The following is an 18,784-nucleotide window of genomic DNA, read 5'->3' as shown; positions in this document are numbered from 1 at the left end:
GGTAGCCGCGGCGTCGGGGAAGGTTGCGGGCGCCTGTCCGGTTGGGAGAGGCGTCAGGCGGCGTGCACCTGGATGGTGTGGTACCCGGTTGCGCCGTCGGGTCGGGGCGGCCGCGTGCTGCCGGTCTGGGTCCAGCCGGTGCCGTCGGTGGCCCGGACGGCGATCTTGTGGGCGCCGGGAGTGAAGTCATGCTCCAGGTACCACTGCCGCCAGGTGTCGATGGACAGCTCCTGGGGAAGGTGCGCGTTCGTCCAGTCACCGTCGTCCACCCGGACCTGCACCCTCGAGATGCCCCGCGTCTGGGCCCAAGCGACCCCGGCGATGACATTGGTCCCGGCCGTGATGTTCCCCTCCCGGGGCGTGTCGATCCGCGACTGGGTCTTGATGGGCCCCTCCTTGGACCATCCCCTCGGGACCCAGTAGGCATCGAAGTCGTTCCATCCGGTGAACTCCACCTCGGTCAGCCACTTGGTGGCGGACACGTATCCGTACAGGCCCGAGACCACCAGGCGGGCCGGGAAGCCGTGGCGGAGCGGGAGCGGCTCGCCGTTCATCCCCACCGCCACCAGGGCCTCGCGCCCGTCGAACACGGCGGCGGTGGGAAATCCGACCGTGAACCGGTCGACCGACCGGCCGACCAGCTGGTTGCCGTTCCTGTGGACCCCGGCCCTCTCGACCAGGGTCCGGAGCGGGACGCCCAGCCATTTGGCATTGCCCACCAGGTTCCCGCCGACCTGGTTGGACACGCAGCAGAGGGTGATGTAGCGCTCCACCAGCGGCATGGCCAGCAACTCGTCGTACGTGATGCTGAAGGGGTTGTCCGCCCGTCCGGTGAAGGAGAGAGTCCAGGTTCGATGATCGACCTGGGGAACGCCGATAGCCGTGTCGATTACGTAGAACTCGTCGTTGGGGGTGATCAGTTCGGACACGCCGTCAACCTGGGCGATCTGCGCGGCTGTCGGCGCCGCCACACCCGAGACCCTCGGCCTAGCGGTGGGCTCCGTGGTGGTAGTGGTGGGCGCCTGTGTGGTGGTGGTCTGCGGAGCCTGGGTGGTGGTCGTGGTTTCGGGCGCCTGGGTCGTGGTGGTCTGGGGAGCCTGGGTGGTAGTGGTCGTTTCCGGGGCCTGAGTGGTGGTCGTCTGGGGTGCTTGGGTGGTGGTCGTGGTTTCGGGCGCCTGGGTTGTTTCTGTCGCGGCGGCTTGGGTGGTGGTGGTCTCGGCGGGCTGCGTGGTCCCCGTCTGGGTGGGTTCGGTGGTGGTGGTCGGTTCGGGTGCTTGAGTCGTTTCCGTACTCGCCGGCTGGGTGGTGGTGGTTTCGGGTGCTTGAGTCGTTTCCGTGGTCCCGGCCGCTTCGGGAGTGTCGATAGGCTCGAACTCCGGGACGGCGGTCTCGATGGGCTCGAACTCCGGCACCGTGGCTTCGGAGGCGCCTGCCGCGGTCGTCGGAGTGGCGGGCTCCGCTGTCGGGAAAGCGGTGGGGAGCGTCACCTGCTCCCGCCCGACTGCGGCCGACCCGGCCCGGTTGGCGAAGTAGCGACCGAGGAAAGCCTGGCCCACCGCCACCACCATTGCCGCAGCCGCTGCGGTGACGAATGCTCGTCGCGACCCGGCGACGGCGCCGTCCGCCGGCTCGGCCGAGCGCAGCAGCAGGTAGCGGAGCCCCAGCAATACGCCGACACCCATGCCAGCAGCAGCCACCGCCGCCACCAGGGTGAGAACCACCCCCGCCAGAGGATCGGTCAGCCCCACCACGAACCCGACCGCGCCGAACACCACGAAGCCAGTCGAGGCCAGACCAGGGCGCTCCCTGCCCAGCATGCCGAGAAGGGCGCCGATCCCCAGCGAAACCAGGACGATCCCGATCACCAGCACCAGCTTGTCGTTGGTCCCGAACATCCTGATTGCCCAGTCCACGATCGGCACGGGCGTGACGTCGATGACCCGCTGCCCGATGGTCCGCACCAGCGACGGGGCGGACACGAAGAGGCCCGCTACCAACTCCGAAGCGGCCAGAGCGGCGCCCGCCGCCACCACACCCAGCAATGCGAAGCCGGGCCACGGCCGGGACCGGGCAGCCGGATCGGCGCCGGAAACAGCGTGTTCGCGTTCCATGGCCCAAGATTAGAGCGATCCGGCGGCTTGCAGACCTGCGGCTGCGACCGCCTCCCCCTTCCGGCCCCCGGTCGCGGCGACTCGATCAGCCGGGAAACAGGGGCCGAACGTCCCCCACCGGCAAGAACGCGAAAATCGCGCCGACGGCGCCCCCCGCTGGGCCCACCCCCGCCGCCACCACCTTGGTCTGAGGCGCGTCCCGCCCTGCCCCTGGATGGGGCGCCTCGAACGATTTGATCCCTCATGCGGCCCGGTCGACGTCGGAGCCGCTGGTAATTACGGTATCCAGCAACCTATAGCGAGGGTGTGACACTTTCAACCCCCTTGTCGCCGGGCAGCGGCCCGGGCAGGAATCCCGTGGGCTACCGGCCGGCGGCGGCGATCTCGGGAGGCAGGCGCTCGCCCCAGCCGGTGGCCTGTTCCCAGGCATGGGCCAGCTCGAGGACGGGGCGGTCGGCGCGATACCGGCCCACCAGCTGCAGGCCGACCGGCAGCCCGTCGGGGGTGAAGCCGCCGGGGACCGAGATGGCGGGATGGGTCGTCACTGTGATGTCGCTGCATGACCGCATCCAGTCGATGTAGGTGTCCATCGGGGTTCCGTCGATCGCGGTGGGATACTCCACCTCAACGGGGAACGGGGGTACCTGGGTGACCGGCGCCGCCAGGAAGTCGAAGCCCCCATCATCGAGCCTCATGAAGTCATGGACGTGGGCCACGAGCCGGCGATGCCGGCGGCAGATCTCGGCGTAATCGGCGATCGCCATCTCCAGGCCGGCCTCGATGTTCCAGATCACGGTTTCCTTCATCAGGTCCCGGTGCCGGGCCAGCAGGGGAGCGAAGCCGACCGCGAACAGCCATGCCCGCCGGGCCTGGAAGATCTCGGCGGCGCCGGACAGGTCCGGCCAGGCTTCGACGACCTCGCAACCCAGATCGGCCAGGATGTCGGGGACGTGTTCCAGGACCGTCCTGATGGCGGGATCGACCGCAAGCCCGCCCGCATCGGGCGACCAGGCCACCCTGACGCCGGTCAGGTCCCGTTCCAGCGAGTCGGCGAAGGCGTCCGGCGACTCTTCGATGGAGACCGGCGAGCGGGGATCGGGGCCGGCCATGGCCCGGAGGTAGAGGGCGACGTCCGCCACGGTCCGGGCCATCGGGCCCTTAACCGGAAGGGGGGACCACGGATCGTGGGCATTGATGGACGGAACGCGGCCGGGCGAAGGGCGGAACCCGACGATGTTGCAGAAGGCGGCGGGATTGCGGAGCGACCCGCCCAAGTCGCTCCCGTCGCACAGAGGGAGCATCCGGGCCGCCAGCGCGGCGGCCGCGCCCCCGCTGCTGCCGCCGGGGGTCCGGGCGAGCGCGTAGGGGTTGCGGGTAGGGCCGAAGACCGGGTTGAAGGTATGGGACCCGGCGCCGAACTCCGGTGTGTTGGTCTTTCCCACCATCACAGCGCCGGCCCGGCGCTGGCGCTCCACGATCAGCGAGTCGGAAGGGGGTAGGAAGTCTGAGAAGATGGGGGATCCGAAGGTGGTGCGGATACCGGCCGTGGCCAGCAGGTCCTTGTGGGCCACGGGCAGGCCATGCAAGAGCCCCAATGACTCGCCGCGGGCGTGTGCCTCGTCCGCTGCTGTGGCGCGTTCCAGCGCCAGCTCGGGTGTCAGGGTCACCAGGGCGTTGATGATCGGGTTGAGCTCGTCGATTCGGGACAGGTGGGCGTTGAGCAGCTCGCGGGCGCTGAGTTGCCCGCCGGCGAGCAGCGAGGCCATTTCCGTTGCCGTGAGCGAGCAGGCGTCCATGGAGCCATTTGACCACATCGCAACCGGCCCTGGCTCGTTTCCAGTCCCGTCCGGTTACCCTCCCACGCTGGAATCCCACTCCCCAGCAGTACTTCCGAGGCGCCTCCATGAGAATCTTTCCGGCGATAGATGTCCTGGACGGCGGCGTGGTGCGCCTGTTCCAGGGCGATTACGGCCGGGTCACCAGGTACGGGGAGTCGATCGGCGGCCAGCTGGAGGCCTGGAAGGAGGCCGGGGCCGCCTGGTTGCACGTGATCGACCTCGACGGGGCGAGGACGGGCAAGCCCGATCCGTCCCTGTGGCGCCAGGTGGCGGGCCGGGGCGTGCCGGTCCAGCTCGGTGGTGGTATCCGTAGCGCCGAGGGCGCGGTCGCGGCGCTCGGGTGCGGCATCGACCGGGTGATCATGGGCACCAGCGCGGTCTGGTCGCCGGACGTCCTGGCGTCGGTCATCGACCGAGCCTCGCCCGACCGGGTGGTGGCGGCCGTCGACGTCAGGGACGGCCGGGCCGGAGGCGAGGGTTGGCTGGATGAAGGCCGGGACTTCGAGCAGGTGGTCGGCGGCGCCCTGGATGCGGGAGTGTCGAGGTTCCTGGTGACCGCCATCGCCCGCGACGGCGCCATGAGCGGTCCCGACCTGGAGCTACTCGCAGCGGTCCGCCGCCAGGCCCCGGACGCCGAACTGCTGGCCGCCGGAGGCATAGCCACGATGGACGACCTGCGCGAGCTGGCGGCCAAAGGCATCGACGGGGCGGTGATCGGGCGCGCCCTCTACGAAGGCGGCATCGACCTGGCCGAAGCCCTGGGAGAGTTCCCGGGCTAGCCGAGCGGCGGTGGCGGAGGCAGGTCCGGTGCGGAGCACCGCTACGGCGTACTTTTCGCGTTCTCCCGAAAGGGGTTGAAAACGTCACACTCCCGCGATACGTTGCCTAACGCCAAGCACCTACGCCGGCCGATAGTTTCGCACCGATCGGCTCGGCCGGCCCGAAGGGAACAGACAAGCTTGATGGAGCGGCGGCCGATCCCGGCAACCGCCCGGCCGCGGCCGGCCACGCTCCAACAGCACGGTGGTGGTGGCGGGGGATGGGCCCGGTGCGGAGCGGCGTCTCGGGGCGTTTTTCGCGTTCTCGGCCGGGTAGGGGGCGGTCGGGTTGTCGGCTCAGGGGTCGTCGGCCCTGACCACTATTCCCGTTTGTAGTCCTGCACGTCGGGAGGGGCCAGCGAGTCGTTCACCAGGCGATCCACCACCGCCCGTAGCGCCTCCCTCTCGTCGGCGCCCGAATCCAGTGCCTCCTTGTAGACGGCCAGTTGGATGTCGGCGGAGGTACCGCGCTCGAGGATGGTGCGGGCATGCTCCACCTCGGAGACGCAGCCGAGAGCTTCGGCATCGGGCCTCACCAGCTCGATCATCTCCTCCATCAGGTCGGGGAACGGCACCAGGATACCCTTCCCGAAGTCGACCAGGCTGTCGGCGATCCCGTAGCGCTGGGCCCTCCAGATGTTCTCTCCGACCAGGAAGTTGGCGTAGCCCCTCCAGCGCTGGTTCGCCATCCGCAACCGCCAGAGCATGCGCAGCAGGCACACGTAGAGGGCGGCGAGGGTGACGGTGTCCTCCATCTTGGTGGGCAGGTCCGTGATCCTCATCTCGAGGGTGGGGTAGCGACTCGATGGACGGACGTCCCACCAGAGTTTCGAAGCGTCCTCGATGATGCCGGCGTTCACCAGGACCTGCACGTGCCGTTCGTACTCCGCCCATGACTCGAACCTCTCGGGCAGACCGGTGCGGGGAATGGCGCCGAAGATGGCCGGACGGTAGCTCTTGAGGCCGGTGTCCCTGCCCTGCCAGAACGGCGAGGAAGTCGACAGGGCGAGCAGGTGGGGCAGGAAGTAGGAAATCTGTCCCATCAGGTCAATGCGGAGGTCCGGATCCTCGATCCCCACATGGACGTGGAGGCCCGAGATCACCAGTTGCCGGGCGGTGCCCTGGAGGTCGTCGGCGAGTTGGCGGTAGCGGTCGCCGTCGGTCACCTGCTGGGTCTCCCAGCGGGTGAACGGATGGGTCGAGGAGGCGATCGGGGCCAGGCCGTAGTCGTCGGCGGCCTCCGAGACGGCGATACGCAACAGCCCGATCTCGGCTCGCAGGTCCTTGAGGTTCTCGCAGACCGGAGTCCCGATCTCGATCTGGCAACTGAACAGCTCGGGGCTCACCAGCCCGTGGCGCAGTGCCTTCACCTTCTCGATCAGACCCTCTGGTTGGTATGCCACCAGCGCGCCCGTGTCGCGCTCGACCAGGAGGTATTCCTCCTCGATTCCCATGGTCCATGACGGTTCGATGGTCATGCCTCTCAGTCTAAGGGGTGGACGGGACCGGTGGAAGCGGTCCGATCCCGCCACCCCTCCTAGGAGGGGGTATCGGATGTGCTACGGCGCCGGCGTATGGCCTCGAAGAGGACCAGGGCGGCGGCGGTGGCCGCATTGAGGGAGTCGGCCGAGCCGTCCATGGGGATGCGGGCCTTGGGGAACCGTCCGTCCAGCCACCTCTCGCTGAGCCCGTACTGCTCGGAACCCACCACGACGGCTGCGGCCCCCGAGTAGTCGGCGTGCCAGTAAAGATCCGGGGCGGACGGGGTGGTGACGAGGGCCTTTATCCCGTGCTCTGCCATCCACCGGGTGGCGCTCTCCGTGGTCGAGACCGCCAGCGGCACGGTGAACAGGCAACCGAGCGAGGCTCGCACCACGTTGGGGTTGAACGGATCGGTGGTGGGATCGGCCACGATGACCGCATTCACGCCGGCGGCGTCGGCCGTGCGCAGCATTGTTCCGAGGTTGCCCGGCTTCTCGATTCCTTCCATCACCAGCAGGAGCGGGTCGGGACCGAGTCTGATCCGCTCCAAGCCGGTGTCGAACTGGGGCGCCACCGCTAGGAGCCCCTCGGGCCGGTCCCTGTAGGCGGCCTTCCGGAACGGGCCGGGCGCCAACCGGTGGCACCGGGCTCCTGACGCCACGATCCGGTCGACCAGCTCGGGCTCATTGGTCCCGAGGAAGAGGCGATCGCACACGTAGATCTCGTCGATGCGGATACCGGCATCGGTCGCCCGTGCCAGCTCGCGGTAACCCTCGATCAGGAAGGCGCCCTCGCTGTCCCGGTGGCGCCGGCTACGGAGACGCACCAGGCGCTTCACCTTCGGGTTGGTCGGGGAGGTGATCATCCGGATCCGTCGGCGGGTGACCAGCGATCCCGGTGGATGACGTCCCTGACAGGTCGCCGGCCTCTGTCCAACGACCCCGACCGTCGATCGGGGGCGGGATGTCCGATGGTGACCACCCCGATCGGCGAGTATTCCCCGGGAATGCCGAGCAGTTGCGCCAGCCCGGACATGGCGTGGCAACCGAGGAAGCCGGCCGCCAGCCCCTCGTCGACCGCCGCCAGGAGAATATTCTGCAGGGCGGCGCCCGCGTCTATCCACCAGTAGGGAACCGGCCATTCGACCTCCCGACCGTCCGGTGACTTGTCGGGTTCCCGGTAACGGCGCCGGTAGGCGGCCTCCGAGATACAGACGACCACATGGGCCGGGGCCCGGCTGATCCACGGATCGAACCCGGCTTCGACATAGCTGGCCTCTTCCGCCAGGGCCGCGATCTCCTCCCGGTCGTCCCGGCCGGTGACCACGACGAAGGCCTGGCCCTGGGAGAACCCGGCGCTCGGGGCCCTCCGTCCCGCGTCGACTATCCGGTCCAATGCGGCCGGCTCCACAGGCTCGCAGGTGTAATTGCGCACCATCCGCCGCCGGGCGATCACGTCTCGAAACTCCATGGCCTCGTACGGTAGTTCTGGTGTCCTGAATCGTCGGTTCGTAGAGTTCCGGGGCCTCGTGGACGGCGATGCGGCCGATCCGGATCAGTCTGTGGTCCTAATCCCGCATAGATGACCGGCAACAAGGGGGTTGAACCTGTCACAACCCCGTTATAAGTTGTTGGATTACCGCAATTACCAGCGGTCCGGCACCGACGTCTGCCGGACCAGACGAGGGATCATGTCGTTCGGGACCGCCGCGTAGGGGCTAGCGGGACGCGCCCGGACAAAGGTGGTGGCGGCGGGGGAGGGCCCGCAGGGCAGGGTCCGGCTGGCGATTTTCGCGATCTTGGCAACGACCAGTGGGATTCACAAGTTGGTCCACACCGAAACAGCCCCAGGCGGGTGACCCGGGCCGATGCCGGACGTCGGTCGCCGTTGAGGGTTTCGGAGTGGGTCCGCGGTCAGGCCGTCTGGACTGCGCCGGCCAGGCTTTCGAGGGCGGCCTTGGCGTCGGAGAACAGCATCAGGGTGGTATCGCGGTAGAAGAGGGGGTTGTCGATACCCGCGAAACCAGGGGAGAGGCTGCGCTTGATGACGATGACGGCACCGGCCCGGTCCACGTCGAGGATAGGCATCCCGTAGATCGGTGAGGAGGCGTCATCCCTTGCCGCCGGGTTCACTACATCGTTGGCGCCCACCACGAGCGCCACGTCCGTGCGGGGGAAATCATCGTTGATCTCGTCTCGGTCGAGCAGCTGCTCGTAGGGGACGTCCGCCTCTGCGAGTAGGACGTTCATGTGCCCCGGCATCCGTCCGGCGACAGGGTGGATGGCATAGCGCACCTTCACTCCGCGACCGGCCAACCGGTCGGTCAGGTCCCGGGCGCCGTACTGGGCCTGGGAGACGGCGAGGCCGTAGCCGGGGACCACGATCACGGAGCGGGCGTAGGCGAGCGTCACGGCGGCATCGTCGATGGTGGCCCGACGAACCGGACCGCCTCCGATCCCCTCGGGTTGCGATTCATCGTCTCCCCCGAAAGCCGCGAACAGGACGTTGGCCAGCGAACGGTTCATGGCTCTCGACATGATGGCGGTCAAGACCAGGCCGGAGGCGCCCACCAGCGCGCCCGAGATGATCAGGGCCTCGGAGCCGATCACGAAGCCGGTGGAAGCCGCGGCGAGGCCCGACATGGAGTTGAGGAAGGCGACGATCACCGGCATGTCGGCGCCGCCGATCGGCAGGGTGCGGGTCACACCCAGCAGGGCGGACAGGGCGATCAGCAGCCACAGGGCACTCCGGTGGCCCGAGGCCGCCATCCAGATCCCCGAACCCACCACCGCGGCGGCCAGGACCGAGTCGAAGACCATCTGTCCTTTGAACAGTAGAGGCCGGCCCGGGATCAGCCCCTGGAGCTTCCCGAACGCCACGAAGCTGCCGGTGAACGTGGCGATGCCCAGGGCGCAGGAGAGTGTGATCGTGACTGCGGTCTCCGGCGTGGACGATCCATCGGCCAGGAACTCGGCCGCCGCCACCATGCCCGAGGCGGCGCCACCGAAGCCGTTGAAGGCCGCCACCAGCTGCGGGATCCCGGTCATCGCCACCCGCCGGGCCAGGATCGTGCCCGCAGTACCGCCCACCAGGAGGCCGGCGACTATCAGCGTGTAGTCCACGATGCCCGATCGGAGCAGTGTCACCACTATCGCGATCAGCATCCCGACCGCCCCCATCAGGTTGCCCGATCGGGCCGTCACCGGCGAGCTCAGTCGTTTGAGGCCGACGATGAACAGCGCCGCGGCGGCCAGATAGAGGAGGGTGGAGGCGGCCTCGCTCAACCCGGGTCCCTCCGGGCCGGGCGCCGGCGCGTGCCGAACATCTCCAGCATCCGGTCGGTCACCAGGAATCCGCCCACCACGTTGATGGTGGCGAAGGTGACGGCCAGGAAACCGAGGATGCCGGCAAGGAGACCTCCCTGTCCGGCCACGAGTACAGCGCCGATCACGGTGATCCCGGATATGGCGTTGGATCCGGACATGAGAGGGGTGTGCAGCTGGGGAGGAACCTTGGTGATCACTTCGAAGCCGACGAATGCAGCGAGGACGAACACGGTGAGCCCGACCGCGAGGGTCATTGCGGCGCTCCGATCCGCGCCAGGACTCCGGGATGCACCACCTCGCCACCGCGGGTGATGGTCACGCCTGTCCGGATCTCATCGTCGGCGCCGGCGGTCTCAGCGTCGTGGAGATAGCTGAACAGCTCGTAGGCGTTGCGTGCGAAGGTCATCGAGGCATCGACGGCGGCCCGCGCCTCGAGGCCGGTGGGTCCTACCACCGCTACGCCTCCGGCCCGCACCACTTCATCCGCCACCGTCAGCACGCAGTTCCCTCCCCGTTCCGCGGCGCCGTCGACGATTACCGACCCGGGCCGCATTCCGGAGACCGCCTCAGCGCTGATCAGGGTGGGAGCGGGCCTCCCCGGGATGGCCGCTGCCGTTATGACGACGTCGGCCGCCGCCAGGTGCGGCGCCAGGGCTTCCAGCAGGCGGCTGCCGTCGTCTTCGGAGAGCGGCCGGGCGTAGCCACCGGAGGCGGAGGAATCCTGCGGTGCCACGTCCAGTTCGATGAAGGAGGCGCCCAGGCTCCGGACCTGTTCCGCGGCGCTCGCCCGGACGTCGTATCCCCTGACCACCGCTCCCAGGCGTCGAGCCGTCGCGATGGCCTGCAGGCCGGCCACGCCGCATCCGAGCACTACCACCGTCGCGGGGCGGATCGTTCCCGCCGCGGTCACCATCATGGGGAAGATGCGGGGGAGCCGGGAGGCGGCTTCCAGCACCATCTCGTATCCGGCCAGCGTGGCCTGGGATGACAGGGCATCCATGGACTGCGCCCTGGTGGTCCTGGGCAGGGTCTCGAACGCGATGGAGGTAGCCCCTGTCTCGGCGAGGACCCGCATGGCGTTGGGCTCGTCAAGCGGGCGCAGGAGGCCGAGCAGTTGGGTGCCGGGAGTCAACCGGGAGAGTTCGGCGTCGCCGGGAGGCCTGACCGTCACCACCACATCCGCCTCCCACGCCGAGCCGACCATCTCGCATTCCGCCTCGCGGAAGGCTTCGTCCGGCAGGCCGGCGGGCTCCCCGGCGCCATGCTCGACGTGGACCGTATGGCCGTCCTCCACGTAGCGCTGAGCGATCTCGGGGGTGACCCCGATCCGAGGCTCGGGACTCGGCTGCCGCGGCGCTCCGATGTTCATGCGGTCATCCGGTTCCGGTCGCGGGCCCCTGGACGGACGGTTTCAAGTTATCAGGCCGCCGCCACGGCGGCGGCGATCCGGTCTCCCAGTTGATCGGTGGTGGCTCCCATGTCGGGCCCTCCCATCGATCTCATGGTGGGTAGCACCGCGCCGACCGCCTCCTCGACGATCGAAGCCGCCCGGTGCTCGCCCAGGTGGGACAGGCACATGGCCGCCGACAGCACTGCTGCCACCGGGTTGGCCCATCCCCGCCCGACGATATCGGGCGCCGAACCGTGTACCGGCTCGAACAGGGACGGGTAGTCGCCCTCGGGATTGATATTGCCGCTGGCGGCCAGGCCCATGCCGCCCTGCACGGCCGCACCGAGATCGGTGATGATGTCGCCGAACAGGTTGTCGGTGACGATCACATCGAAGCGCTCCGGCTGGGTGACCATGTGCAGGCACAGGGCGTCTACGTGGGCGTACTCCACCTCTACGTGGGGGTAGTGCTCGGCGATCTCGTGGACGGTCCGGTACCAGAGGTCTCCCGAGTAGGTGAGGACGTTGGTCTTGTGGCCCAGGGTGAGGTGCTTCCGCCGTCCCATGGCCTGTTCGAACCCGAACCGGGCGATCCGCTCGATACCGAAGCGGGTGTTGAGCGACTCCTCGACGGCCACCTCGGCGGGGGTGCCCTTGCGGAGTACGCCGCCCGATCCGACGTACGGGCCCTCCGTGTTCTCCCTGAGGACCAGCATGTCGCAACGGTCGGGTGTAAGACCCGCGATCGGAGTGGCGACTCCGGGCAACAGCTTGACCGGCCTGAGGTTCACGTAAAGCTCGAAGTTGAATCTAAGCCGGAGAAGCAGGCCTCGTTCCAGGATTCCTGTAGGCACGTCAGGCGTGCCCACAGCTCCGATCAGGATGGCGTCGAAGCTGGTGAGCTCCTGCTCCACTGCGTCGGGCAGGACCTCGCCGGTGGTGAGGTACCGGTTCCCGCCCAGGTCGTAGTCCTCGGTGTCGACGGTGAAACCGCACCTTTCTCCCGCCGCTCGCAAGGCTTTGAGAGCCTGCCCGGTCACCTCGGGCCCGATTCCGTCCCCGCCGATGACTGCCAGTCGATACTGTCGTTCGCTCATCAGCAGCGAATCCTAACCGTCCACCAGAACGTCGTAGTGGTTTCTCATTCCGGGACTCCGGTCCCCGCATTCAACACTCGGTTCAGGGCTTCGGCAAAGGCGTGGCCGGAACCTTCAACTACATCTGTAGAGATTGCTCGCCCGCTCCTGGTCATGCCGTCGAGTTGGATCACCACGTTCACCTCGGCCATGGCGTCGGCGCCGGACGTGACCGGCACCACCCGGTAGTCGAGGAGGTGGGGATCCAGCCCCGACGCCCGCTTGAGCGCGGCGAAGGTGGCGTCCACCATCCCGCCCCCGGTACCGGTGAACTCCTCGGTTTCCGATCCCTCTCCCCGCGCCACCACCACGGTGGCGGTGGGCTTCACGTCCGTACCCCCTCGCACCCGCATCGACACCATCCGGATGGCGTCGGGAGCGCGGCGAGCACCGTGACGGATGATGGCCCGCAATTCCTGCTCGTTGATCTCGACCTTCCGGTCGGCCATCTCCTTGAAGGCGAGGAAGGCCTCGTTGAACTGGTCGTCCTCCAGCACGATGTCGAGCTTGGACAGCGCGTCGGCGAACCCGGCCCGTCCGGAGTGCTTCCCCAGCACGATCTGGCTGGTCGTGCCGACCGACACGGGATCCATGATCTCGTAGGTCTCCCGGTCGCGGAGCACGCCGTGCTGGTGGATGCCGGACTCGTGGGCGAAGGCGTTGCGTCCCACCACCGCCTTGTTGAACTGGATGGGATACCCGGTGAGGCGGGAGACCAGCCGGCTGGTGGGCACGATCTCGGCGGTGTTGGCGCCGATCTCCACCCCGAAATGATCCTGGCGGGTTGTGACGGCCATGATGACCTCCTCGGTGGAGGTGTTACCGGCCCGCTCGCCGATCCCGTTGATGGCGCCCTCGATCTGGCGCGCACCCGCATGGATGGCGGTCAACGAGTTGGCGACGGCCAGGCCCAGGTCGTTGTGGCAATGGGTCGACACGATCACATCGTCCCGGCCCTCGAGCACCTCGTCGTACACCCTCCGCAGCAACTCCACATAGTCCTGGGGGGTGGCGAAGCCCACCGTATCGGGGATGTTGATGGTGGTGGCGCCCTCCCGGACCGCCGCCTGGCAGGTGGCGATCATGAAGTCCGGGTCCGAGCGGGTGGCGTCCTGGGGCGAGAACTCGACATCGTCCGTGTAGCTCCGGGCCCGGCGGACCGACTCGATGATCGACTGCATCACCTCGGCGGGTGTCATGCGGAGCATCCGTTCCATGTGGATGCCGGAGGTGCTCTGGAAGACGTGGATCCGGTGGCGCTCCGCATGGCGGACCGCGTCGTAGGCCCGGTCGATGTCGTCGGGCGTGCACCGGGCCAGCGAGGCTATCACCGGGCCCTTGACCAGCTTGGCGATCTGGGAGACGCCGTAGTAGTCGCCGTCGGAGGCGGCCGCGAAGCCGGCTTCGATGACGTCCACCTGCAGCCTGGCGAGTTGGCGGGCGATCGCGAGCTTCTCGTCGGGGGTCAGGGCGATTCCGGGCGCCTGCTCCCCGTCTCGGAGGGTGGTGTCGAAGATGATCAGTTTGTCCTGTGGCATGGCTGTCTGCTCCGGTTGGATGAGGAAGGTGTGGTTGGTGCGGCCGTGATACGGGTGGGGGGTGCCCCCACGACCCTATGGCAGGTCGTGGAGGCCCGATAGGGCCAGCTGCCGCCGGAGCAGGAACCGGCCGGGCTCGACCGGTGCAGGGACAGGAGAGGGATTCTGTGGGCGGCTCATCAGTCGCTCGGGGTCTTGGGGGTAAGGAAGGGCATCAGCTCGCGGAGGCCGGCGCCCACCTGCTCGACCTGGTGGCTACGGTCCGCAGCCCGCCGCCTCAGGAGCTCGGGCGCGCCGGCCCGGGCCTCGGCCATCCACTCGCGGGCGAACCGTCCCGAGCGGATATCGTCCAGGACTTCCTTCATGACCTGCCGGGTCTCCTCGGTGATGATTCGCGGGCCGGTGTTGTAGTCGCCCCATTCGGCGGTGTCGGAGACCGAGTATCTCATCCAGGACAGCCCGCCCTCGTACATCAGGTCGACGATCAGCTTCAGCTCGTGGAGGGTCTCGAAGTAGGCGGACTCGGGTGCGTAACCGGCCTCCACCAGCGTTTCGAAGGAGGCCTTGACCAGTGCCGACAACCCGCCGCAGAGGATGACCTGCTCCCCGAACAGGTCGGTCTCGGTCTCCTCGCGGAAGGTGGTCTCCAGCACGCCCGCCCTGGTGCCTCCGATACCCCACGCATAGGACAGGCCGAGGGTGTGGGCGCCGCCGGTGGCGTCCTGGTGGATGGCGAGCAGGCAAGGCACCCCGGAGCCTTCCGTGTAGGTGCGCCGCACCAGGTGCCCGGGGCCCTTCGGTGCCACCATCAGCACGTCGAGGCCCGGGTCCGGGGTGATCTCATCGAAGTGGATGTTGAAGCCGTGGGCGAACATAAGGGCGTCGCCATGCCGCAGATGGGGGGCGACCTCGGCGGTGTAGAGGTCAGCCATGTGCTGATCGGGCACCAGCATCATCACCACGTTCGCCCAGTCGGAGACCTCCGCCACGGTGCCCACCGCCAGACCCTCGTCCTGAGCCTCGATGCGGCTCCGGGACGACTCCCTTAGGCCGACCCTCACGTCGACTCCCGACTCCCGCAGGTTCAGGGCGTGGGCGTGTCCCTGGCTTCCGTAGCCGATGACCGCCACCCGGCGGCCCGATACGGCGGCCGGATCGGCATCGTCGTCATAGAAGATTGCAGCCATTTCTACCTTCCGGGAGTCGCGGACCGGTCGGGAATCGTAACGGGGCGAGGGCGGGACGTCATCCCACCGCCCTGAGCTTGCGAGCCTTGGGTTCGCGGTTGAGGGCGATCCGTCCGGACTTGACCAGGTCCACGAGGCCGAACGGGCGGATCAGTTCCAGCAGATCGTTCAGTTTGGCGGGGGAGCCGGTGACCATGAACGTGATGGAGTCGACCCCCACATCGACCGGGGTCGCCCTGAATATGGCGGCCAGCTGGAGGACCTCGGAGCGTTGCCGGGCGCCGGCCCGGACCCTGACCAGCATGATCTCGCGCTCGATGGCGGACCCGGCGTCCATCTCGGTAATCTTCACCACGTTCACCAGCTTGTGAAGCTGTTTCTTGACCTGCTCCAGCTCCGGCGCCTCCACCACGATGGTCATCTTCGACAACCCCGGGTCGGCGGCCGGACCCACCGCAAGGGAGTGGATGTTGAATCCGCGACGGGCGAACAGCGACGAAATCCGCGCCAGGACACCCGGCTTGTCCTCAACCAGGACGCTCAATACCTGCTGCTCGGTCACAGATCCTCCGGTCCGTTGAGAACGATGTCATTGGATCCGCCGGCGGGCACCATCGGGAAGACCATCTCGTCACGGTCCACCACGAACTCGGTCACCACCGGACGGTCGTCGATCCCCAGCATGGTCTCGATCACCTGGTCCACCTCGTCCACCCGGGTGGCTCGCAGCCCCGCACAACCGAGGGCTTCGGCCAGCTTCGGATAGTCCGGGAGCTCCTGCCCGAGGTCGGACGAGGAGAACCGCTCGTTGTAGAAGAGGCGTTGCCACTGGCGGACCATGCCATGGGCGGCGTTGTTGAAGAGGGCCACCTTGATGGGGATCCGCTCGTAGGCGGCGGTTATCAGTTCCTGGACGGTCATCTGGAAGCAGCCGTCGCCGTCCACGGCGATCACCTGCTGATCGGGCATGCCGGCCTTGGCGCCGATGGCCGCCGGCACCGCGAACCCCATGGTGCCGAGCCCGCCGGAGTTGATCCAGTGGCGGGGCTGGTCGAACCGCCAGTACTGGGAGGCCCACATCTGGTGCTGTCCCACGCCCGACACCACGATGGCGTCATCGTCAGCCCGGTCCCGCAGGCGGCTGAGCACGTGCTGGGGCTTCAGCGGACCGTCGGCTTGCTGCTCGAAGCGGAGCGGGTACCGTTCCTGCCAGGTCCTGATAGTGGTCCACCACTTCTCCAACTCCGGGGTCGGCGTGTCTCCCCAGCGCTCGCACATCGCCTCCAGTATCAGGCGGGCGTCACCGACGATCGGAACCTCGGGAACGCGCACCTTTCCGATCTCGGCCGGATCGATGTCGGCATGGATCACCTTGGCGAAAGGAGCGAAGGCGTCGGGATCGCCGGTGACACGGTCGTCGAAGCGCACCCCGATGGCCACCAGGAGATCGGCCTTCTGCATGGCGGTGGTGGCAGCGTAGAGACCGTGCATCCCGGGCATTCCCAGGGTGTTGGGGTTGTTGTCGGAGATGGCGCCCCGACCCATCAGGGTGGTGATGACCGGCATGTTCGTCTTGGCGGCGAAGGCGGTCAGGGCTTCGCCCGCTCCCGCCTTGATGATGCCGCCCCCGACGTAGAGGACGGGGCGTTCCGCGCTCTCGATCAGCCGGATGGCCTGCCGGACCCGGCGCGGGTGGGGGGAGACGGTGGGCCGGTATCCCGGCATGGCCACCGGCTCGGGATCCCTCCACGGCACGCGGGCGTTGAGCACGTCCTTGGGAATGTCGACCAGCACCGGACCGGGACGCCCTGTCGAAGCCAGGTGGAAGGCCTCGGCGACGGTCTGTGCTATCTCCTCGGCGTGGGTGACGAAGTAGTTGTGCTTGGTGGCCGGCATGGTGATGCCGGTGGTGTGGGCCTCCTGGAAGGCGTCGTTACCGACGGCGTAGGTGGGCACCTGCCCGGTGATGGCCACGATGGGCACCGAGTCCATCAGTGCATCCGCCAGCGGAGTGACCAGGTTGGTGGCGCCGGGACCCGATGTGGCGATGGCCACGCCGACCTTCCCGGTGGCCCAGGCGTAGCCCTCGGCCATGTGGCCGGCGCCCTGCTCGTGCCGGGCGAGGATGTGGCGGAATCCGGCGTCGAGCAACGGGTCGTAGGCGGGGAGTATGGCACCGCCCGGAATGCCGAAGGCGGTATCGACCTCCTGGTATTCGAGTGCTTTGATGAGTGCCTCTGCGCCGGTGATCATGCCCATCTGCTTCCTTGCTGGTCTTCGTTGGCTCCTGGGTGCTCTCATACAAAAGCCCTCCGGACGGAGGGCTTGAGCGCACGCCGCGTTGCGACGGTGCGCTACATAAGTACTAGTACGAGGCTGCGGCCGGTCATGAGACCCCGAAGTATGGAGCATGCGGGCCGTGATGTCAACATCTGTCGGTCTGTCTGTGGAATGGCGGCATGGAACGGCCGGTAAGTACGCCAAGTCGTTTCACAGCCAGGCCACCGGCGTCTTCCCCGCGTTCACGTATCGGCCCGCTTCCGGCTTACGATTGGGGCATGCAGAAGTCGGAACGAAGGCTGCTCCGCCGGGCGGTCGAGGTCGCCCGCGCGGCAATGAGGGACATGGAGGGCCGTGAGGTGCCTCGGGCGCTGCATCCGGTTGCGCAGAGCACAGGAAGGCGGTTGCCGGCGCCCCTCGAGAAGCGTCTCCTCAAGGAGTTGGACGAGAACGAGTGGTTGCGCGGGCAGGCCGCCGGGGACTTCGATGGCTCGGAGGAGAGCGACGACCCCCACGAGCGGGCGGCTGCCCTCTTTCTGCTGCGTCCGGAAGGGTGGGAGGATCATCTGGAAGCGATCCGCCGTGACCTCCGCGACGCCTGGAATTCCGATCGGATCGAGCGTTACCAGCGGCGGATCGGCGAGTTGGAGTCCGATCTGAAGAAGTGGAAGCGGGATGCCCGGCGCGCCAACAGGAGGGCGGAGAACGCCGGGCGCGAGGCTGACCGCCGGGTCGAACGGGCATGGGAGGAGGCTCGATCCACGGTGGAGCCCGAGCTCATCGAAACCTGCGACCGGCTGGGAAGGGATAACCGCCGGCTGGCCAGAACCCTCGAAGGGACCCGCGCCGAGCTGGGCGAGACCGGGCAACGCCTGGCGGAGGCCCGGGACGACCTGGAGAGGGAACGGCGGATCGAGCATGCACCGCCCGCCCGGTCCTCGACGCTGAACGTGTGGGCGGACATGGACGCGGTGGAAGCGGCCCGGCAACTCGACGAGGTGGTGCAGGCCTTCTTCCCGGGTCCGGCGCCGGTCGAAGTGGAGCCGGTCGCTGCTGCCGAGGAGCCGCTTGTTCTCCCGGCAGGGGTAGCGCCCAACAGCCCGGACGCGGTCGAATGGCTGCTCGAGTTGGAGCGGCCCTTCGCCCTGCTGGTGGACGGCTACAACGTCACGGGCAAGATGTACCCATCCGGCCAGTACCCGCCCGATCAGTTCAGCTGGCCCGAGACCCGGGACCGCCTGCAGAACGACCTCGCCGAGTTGAAGGTACGGGCGAGGAGCCGCCCCCGCATCACGGTCGTGTGGGACTCGGCCGTGGCAATCGAGACGAGCGCCCAGACCCTGCCCAACGGGATCGAGGTGAGGTACACCGGTGAGGGATGGACAGCCGACGACGAGCTGATCGACCTGGCCAGGCACCTAGGTGCCTCGGCGGCGGTCGTCTCCAGCGATCGCAAGGTCCGGGAGGGAGCGCAGCAAGCCGGATCCCTGGGCCTGTGGAGCGAGGCCCTCACAACCTGGGCCCTCAACGGCTGACGCCAGGTCGAGGTCTGTCTGCGAAACAGCTAGGCGTGTTCTGCTTGCCATCGGCGCCCCTAGCGGCGTTCCGCTTCCTCAACGTACCGCTGCGGGTACGCCTTCGTCAGTGGGCCTTGCGAGGAACACCGCTGGCTGGCGCA

At 68.1% G+C, this 18,784-nt stretch carries 15 protein-coding genes; 2 read left to right on the top strand and 13 right to left on the bottom strand.

The annotated features are described in order from the left end of the window. Positions 1–53 precede the first annotated feature (53 nt). Both ACOQPD_RS03610 and ACOQPD_RS03605 read right to left on the bottom strand, forming a co-directional pair. Positions 54–2,111 carry a molybdopterin-dependent oxidoreductase gene (locus ACOQPD_RS03610; protein WP_420613537.1) on the bottom strand — a complete coding sequence of 686 codons (2,058 nt, stop codon included), beginning with the start codon at positions 2,109–2,111 and terminating at the stop codon, positions 54–56. A gap of 362 nt (positions 2,112–2,473) precedes the next feature. Further along, the gene (locus ACOQPD_RS03605) at positions 2,474–3,925 is read right to left on the bottom strand and encodes an amidase (protein ID WP_420613536.1); all 1,452 of its coding nucleotides are present in this window, start codon (positions 3,923–3,925) and stop codon (positions 2,474–2,476) included. A gap of 89 nt (positions 3,926–4,014) precedes the next feature. On the opposite strand from ACOQPD_RS03605, the gene ACOQPD_RS03600 reads away from it, so the two are divergent. Next, a complete protein-coding gene (locus ACOQPD_RS03600) occupies positions 4,015–4,728 on the top strand; it encodes a HisA/HisF-related TIM barrel protein (RefSeq protein ID WP_420613535.1) in 714 nt (237 codons plus the stop codon). 359 nt (positions 4,729–5,087) lie between these two features. Here ACOQPD_RS03600 and ACOQPD_RS03595 read toward each other — a convergent pair whose 3' ends face one another. From ACOQPD_RS03595 to ACOQPD_RS03545, 11 genes are all read right to left on the bottom strand, one after another. After that, complete coding sequence (locus tag ACOQPD_RS03595) at positions 5,088–6,245, bottom strand: carboxylate-amine ligase (protein ID WP_420613534.1); 1,158 nt, start codon at positions 6,243–6,245, stop codon at positions 5,088–5,090. A gap of 59 nt (positions 6,246–6,304) precedes the next feature. Beyond that, entirely contained in the window at positions 6,305–7,114 is an 810-nt protein-coding gene (locus ACOQPD_RS03590) for a TrmH family RNA methyltransferase (RefSeq protein ID WP_420613533.1), read from the bottom strand. Continuing rightward, positions 7,111–7,719, bottom strand: a complete 609-nt coding sequence (locus ACOQPD_RS03585; protein WP_420613532.1) for a nitroreductase family protein — start codon at positions 7,717–7,719, stop codon at positions 7,111–7,113. Before ACOQPD_RS03585 ends, ACOQPD_RS03590 begins: the two co-directional genes overlap by 4 nt. Positions 7,720–8,162: 443 nt before the next feature. Then, positions 8,163–9,533, bottom strand: coding sequence for an NAD(P)(+) transhydrogenase (Re/Si-specific) subunit beta (locus ACOQPD_RS03580; RefSeq protein WP_420613531.1), 1,371 nt, complete (start codon positions 9,531–9,533; stop codon positions 8,163–8,165). Next, a complete protein-coding gene (locus tag ACOQPD_RS03575) occupies positions 9,530–9,829 on the bottom strand; it encodes an NAD(P) transhydrogenase subunit alpha (protein ID WP_420613530.1) in 300 nt (99 codons plus the stop codon). Before ACOQPD_RS03575 ends, ACOQPD_RS03580 begins: the two co-directional genes overlap by 4 nt. After that, complete coding sequence (locus ACOQPD_RS03570) at positions 9,826–10,944, bottom strand: NAD(P) transhydrogenase subunit alpha (protein WP_420613529.1); 1,119 nt, start codon at positions 10,942–10,944, stop codon at positions 9,826–9,828. Before ACOQPD_RS03570 ends, ACOQPD_RS03575 begins: the two co-directional genes overlap by 4 nt. A 50-nt stretch (positions 10,945–10,994) precedes the next feature. Continuing rightward, a complete protein-coding gene (locus ACOQPD_RS03565; RefSeq protein WP_420613528.1) occupies positions 10,995–12,062 on the bottom strand; it encodes a 3-isopropylmalate dehydrogenase in 1,068 nt (355 codons plus the stop codon). Between the two features lie 44 nt (positions 12,063–12,106). Beyond that, complete coding sequence (locus tag ACOQPD_RS03560; RefSeq protein WP_420613527.1) at positions 12,107–13,639, bottom strand: 2-isopropylmalate synthase; 1,533 nt, start codon at positions 13,637–13,639, stop codon at positions 12,107–12,109. Between the two features lie 179 nt (positions 13,640–13,818). Further along, a complete protein-coding gene (ilvC, locus tag ACOQPD_RS03555) occupies positions 13,819–14,826 on the bottom strand; it encodes a ketol-acid reductoisomerase (protein ID WP_420613526.1) in 1,008 nt (335 codons plus the stop codon). A 58-nt stretch (positions 14,827–14,884) separates the two neighbouring features. Then, a complete protein-coding gene (gene ilvN, locus ACOQPD_RS03550; RefSeq protein WP_420613525.1) occupies positions 14,885–15,388 on the bottom strand; it encodes an acetolactate synthase small subunit in 504 nt (167 codons plus the stop codon). Further along, positions 15,385–17,238 carry an acetolactate synthase large subunit gene (locus tag ACOQPD_RS03545; RefSeq protein ID WP_420613524.1) on the bottom strand — a complete coding sequence of 618 codons (1,854 nt, stop codon included), beginning with the start codon at positions 17,236–17,238 and terminating at the stop codon, positions 15,385–15,387. Before ACOQPD_RS03545 ends, ilvN begins: the two co-directional genes overlap by 4 nt. Before the next feature lie 146 nt (positions 17,239–17,384). Here ACOQPD_RS03545 and ACOQPD_RS03540 point away from each other — a divergent pair, with 146 nt between their 5' ends. Then, on the top strand, positions 17,385–18,641 hold the full coding sequence (locus ACOQPD_RS03540) for an NYN domain-containing protein (RefSeq protein ID WP_420613523.1): 1,257 nt from the start codon (positions 17,385–17,387) through the stop codon (positions 18,639–18,641). Positions 18,642–18,784 lie beyond the last annotated feature (143 nt).

Source organism: Candidatus Spongiisocius sp. (assembly GCF_965221825.1).
In the GTDB taxonomy this organism is placed as follows: domain Bacteria; phylum Actinomycetota; class Acidimicrobiia; order Spongiisociales; family Spongiisociaceae; genus Spongiisocius.
The sequence above is the reverse complement of the archived record's forward strand: the minus strand, read 5'-3'. Positions and strand labels throughout refer to the sequence as shown.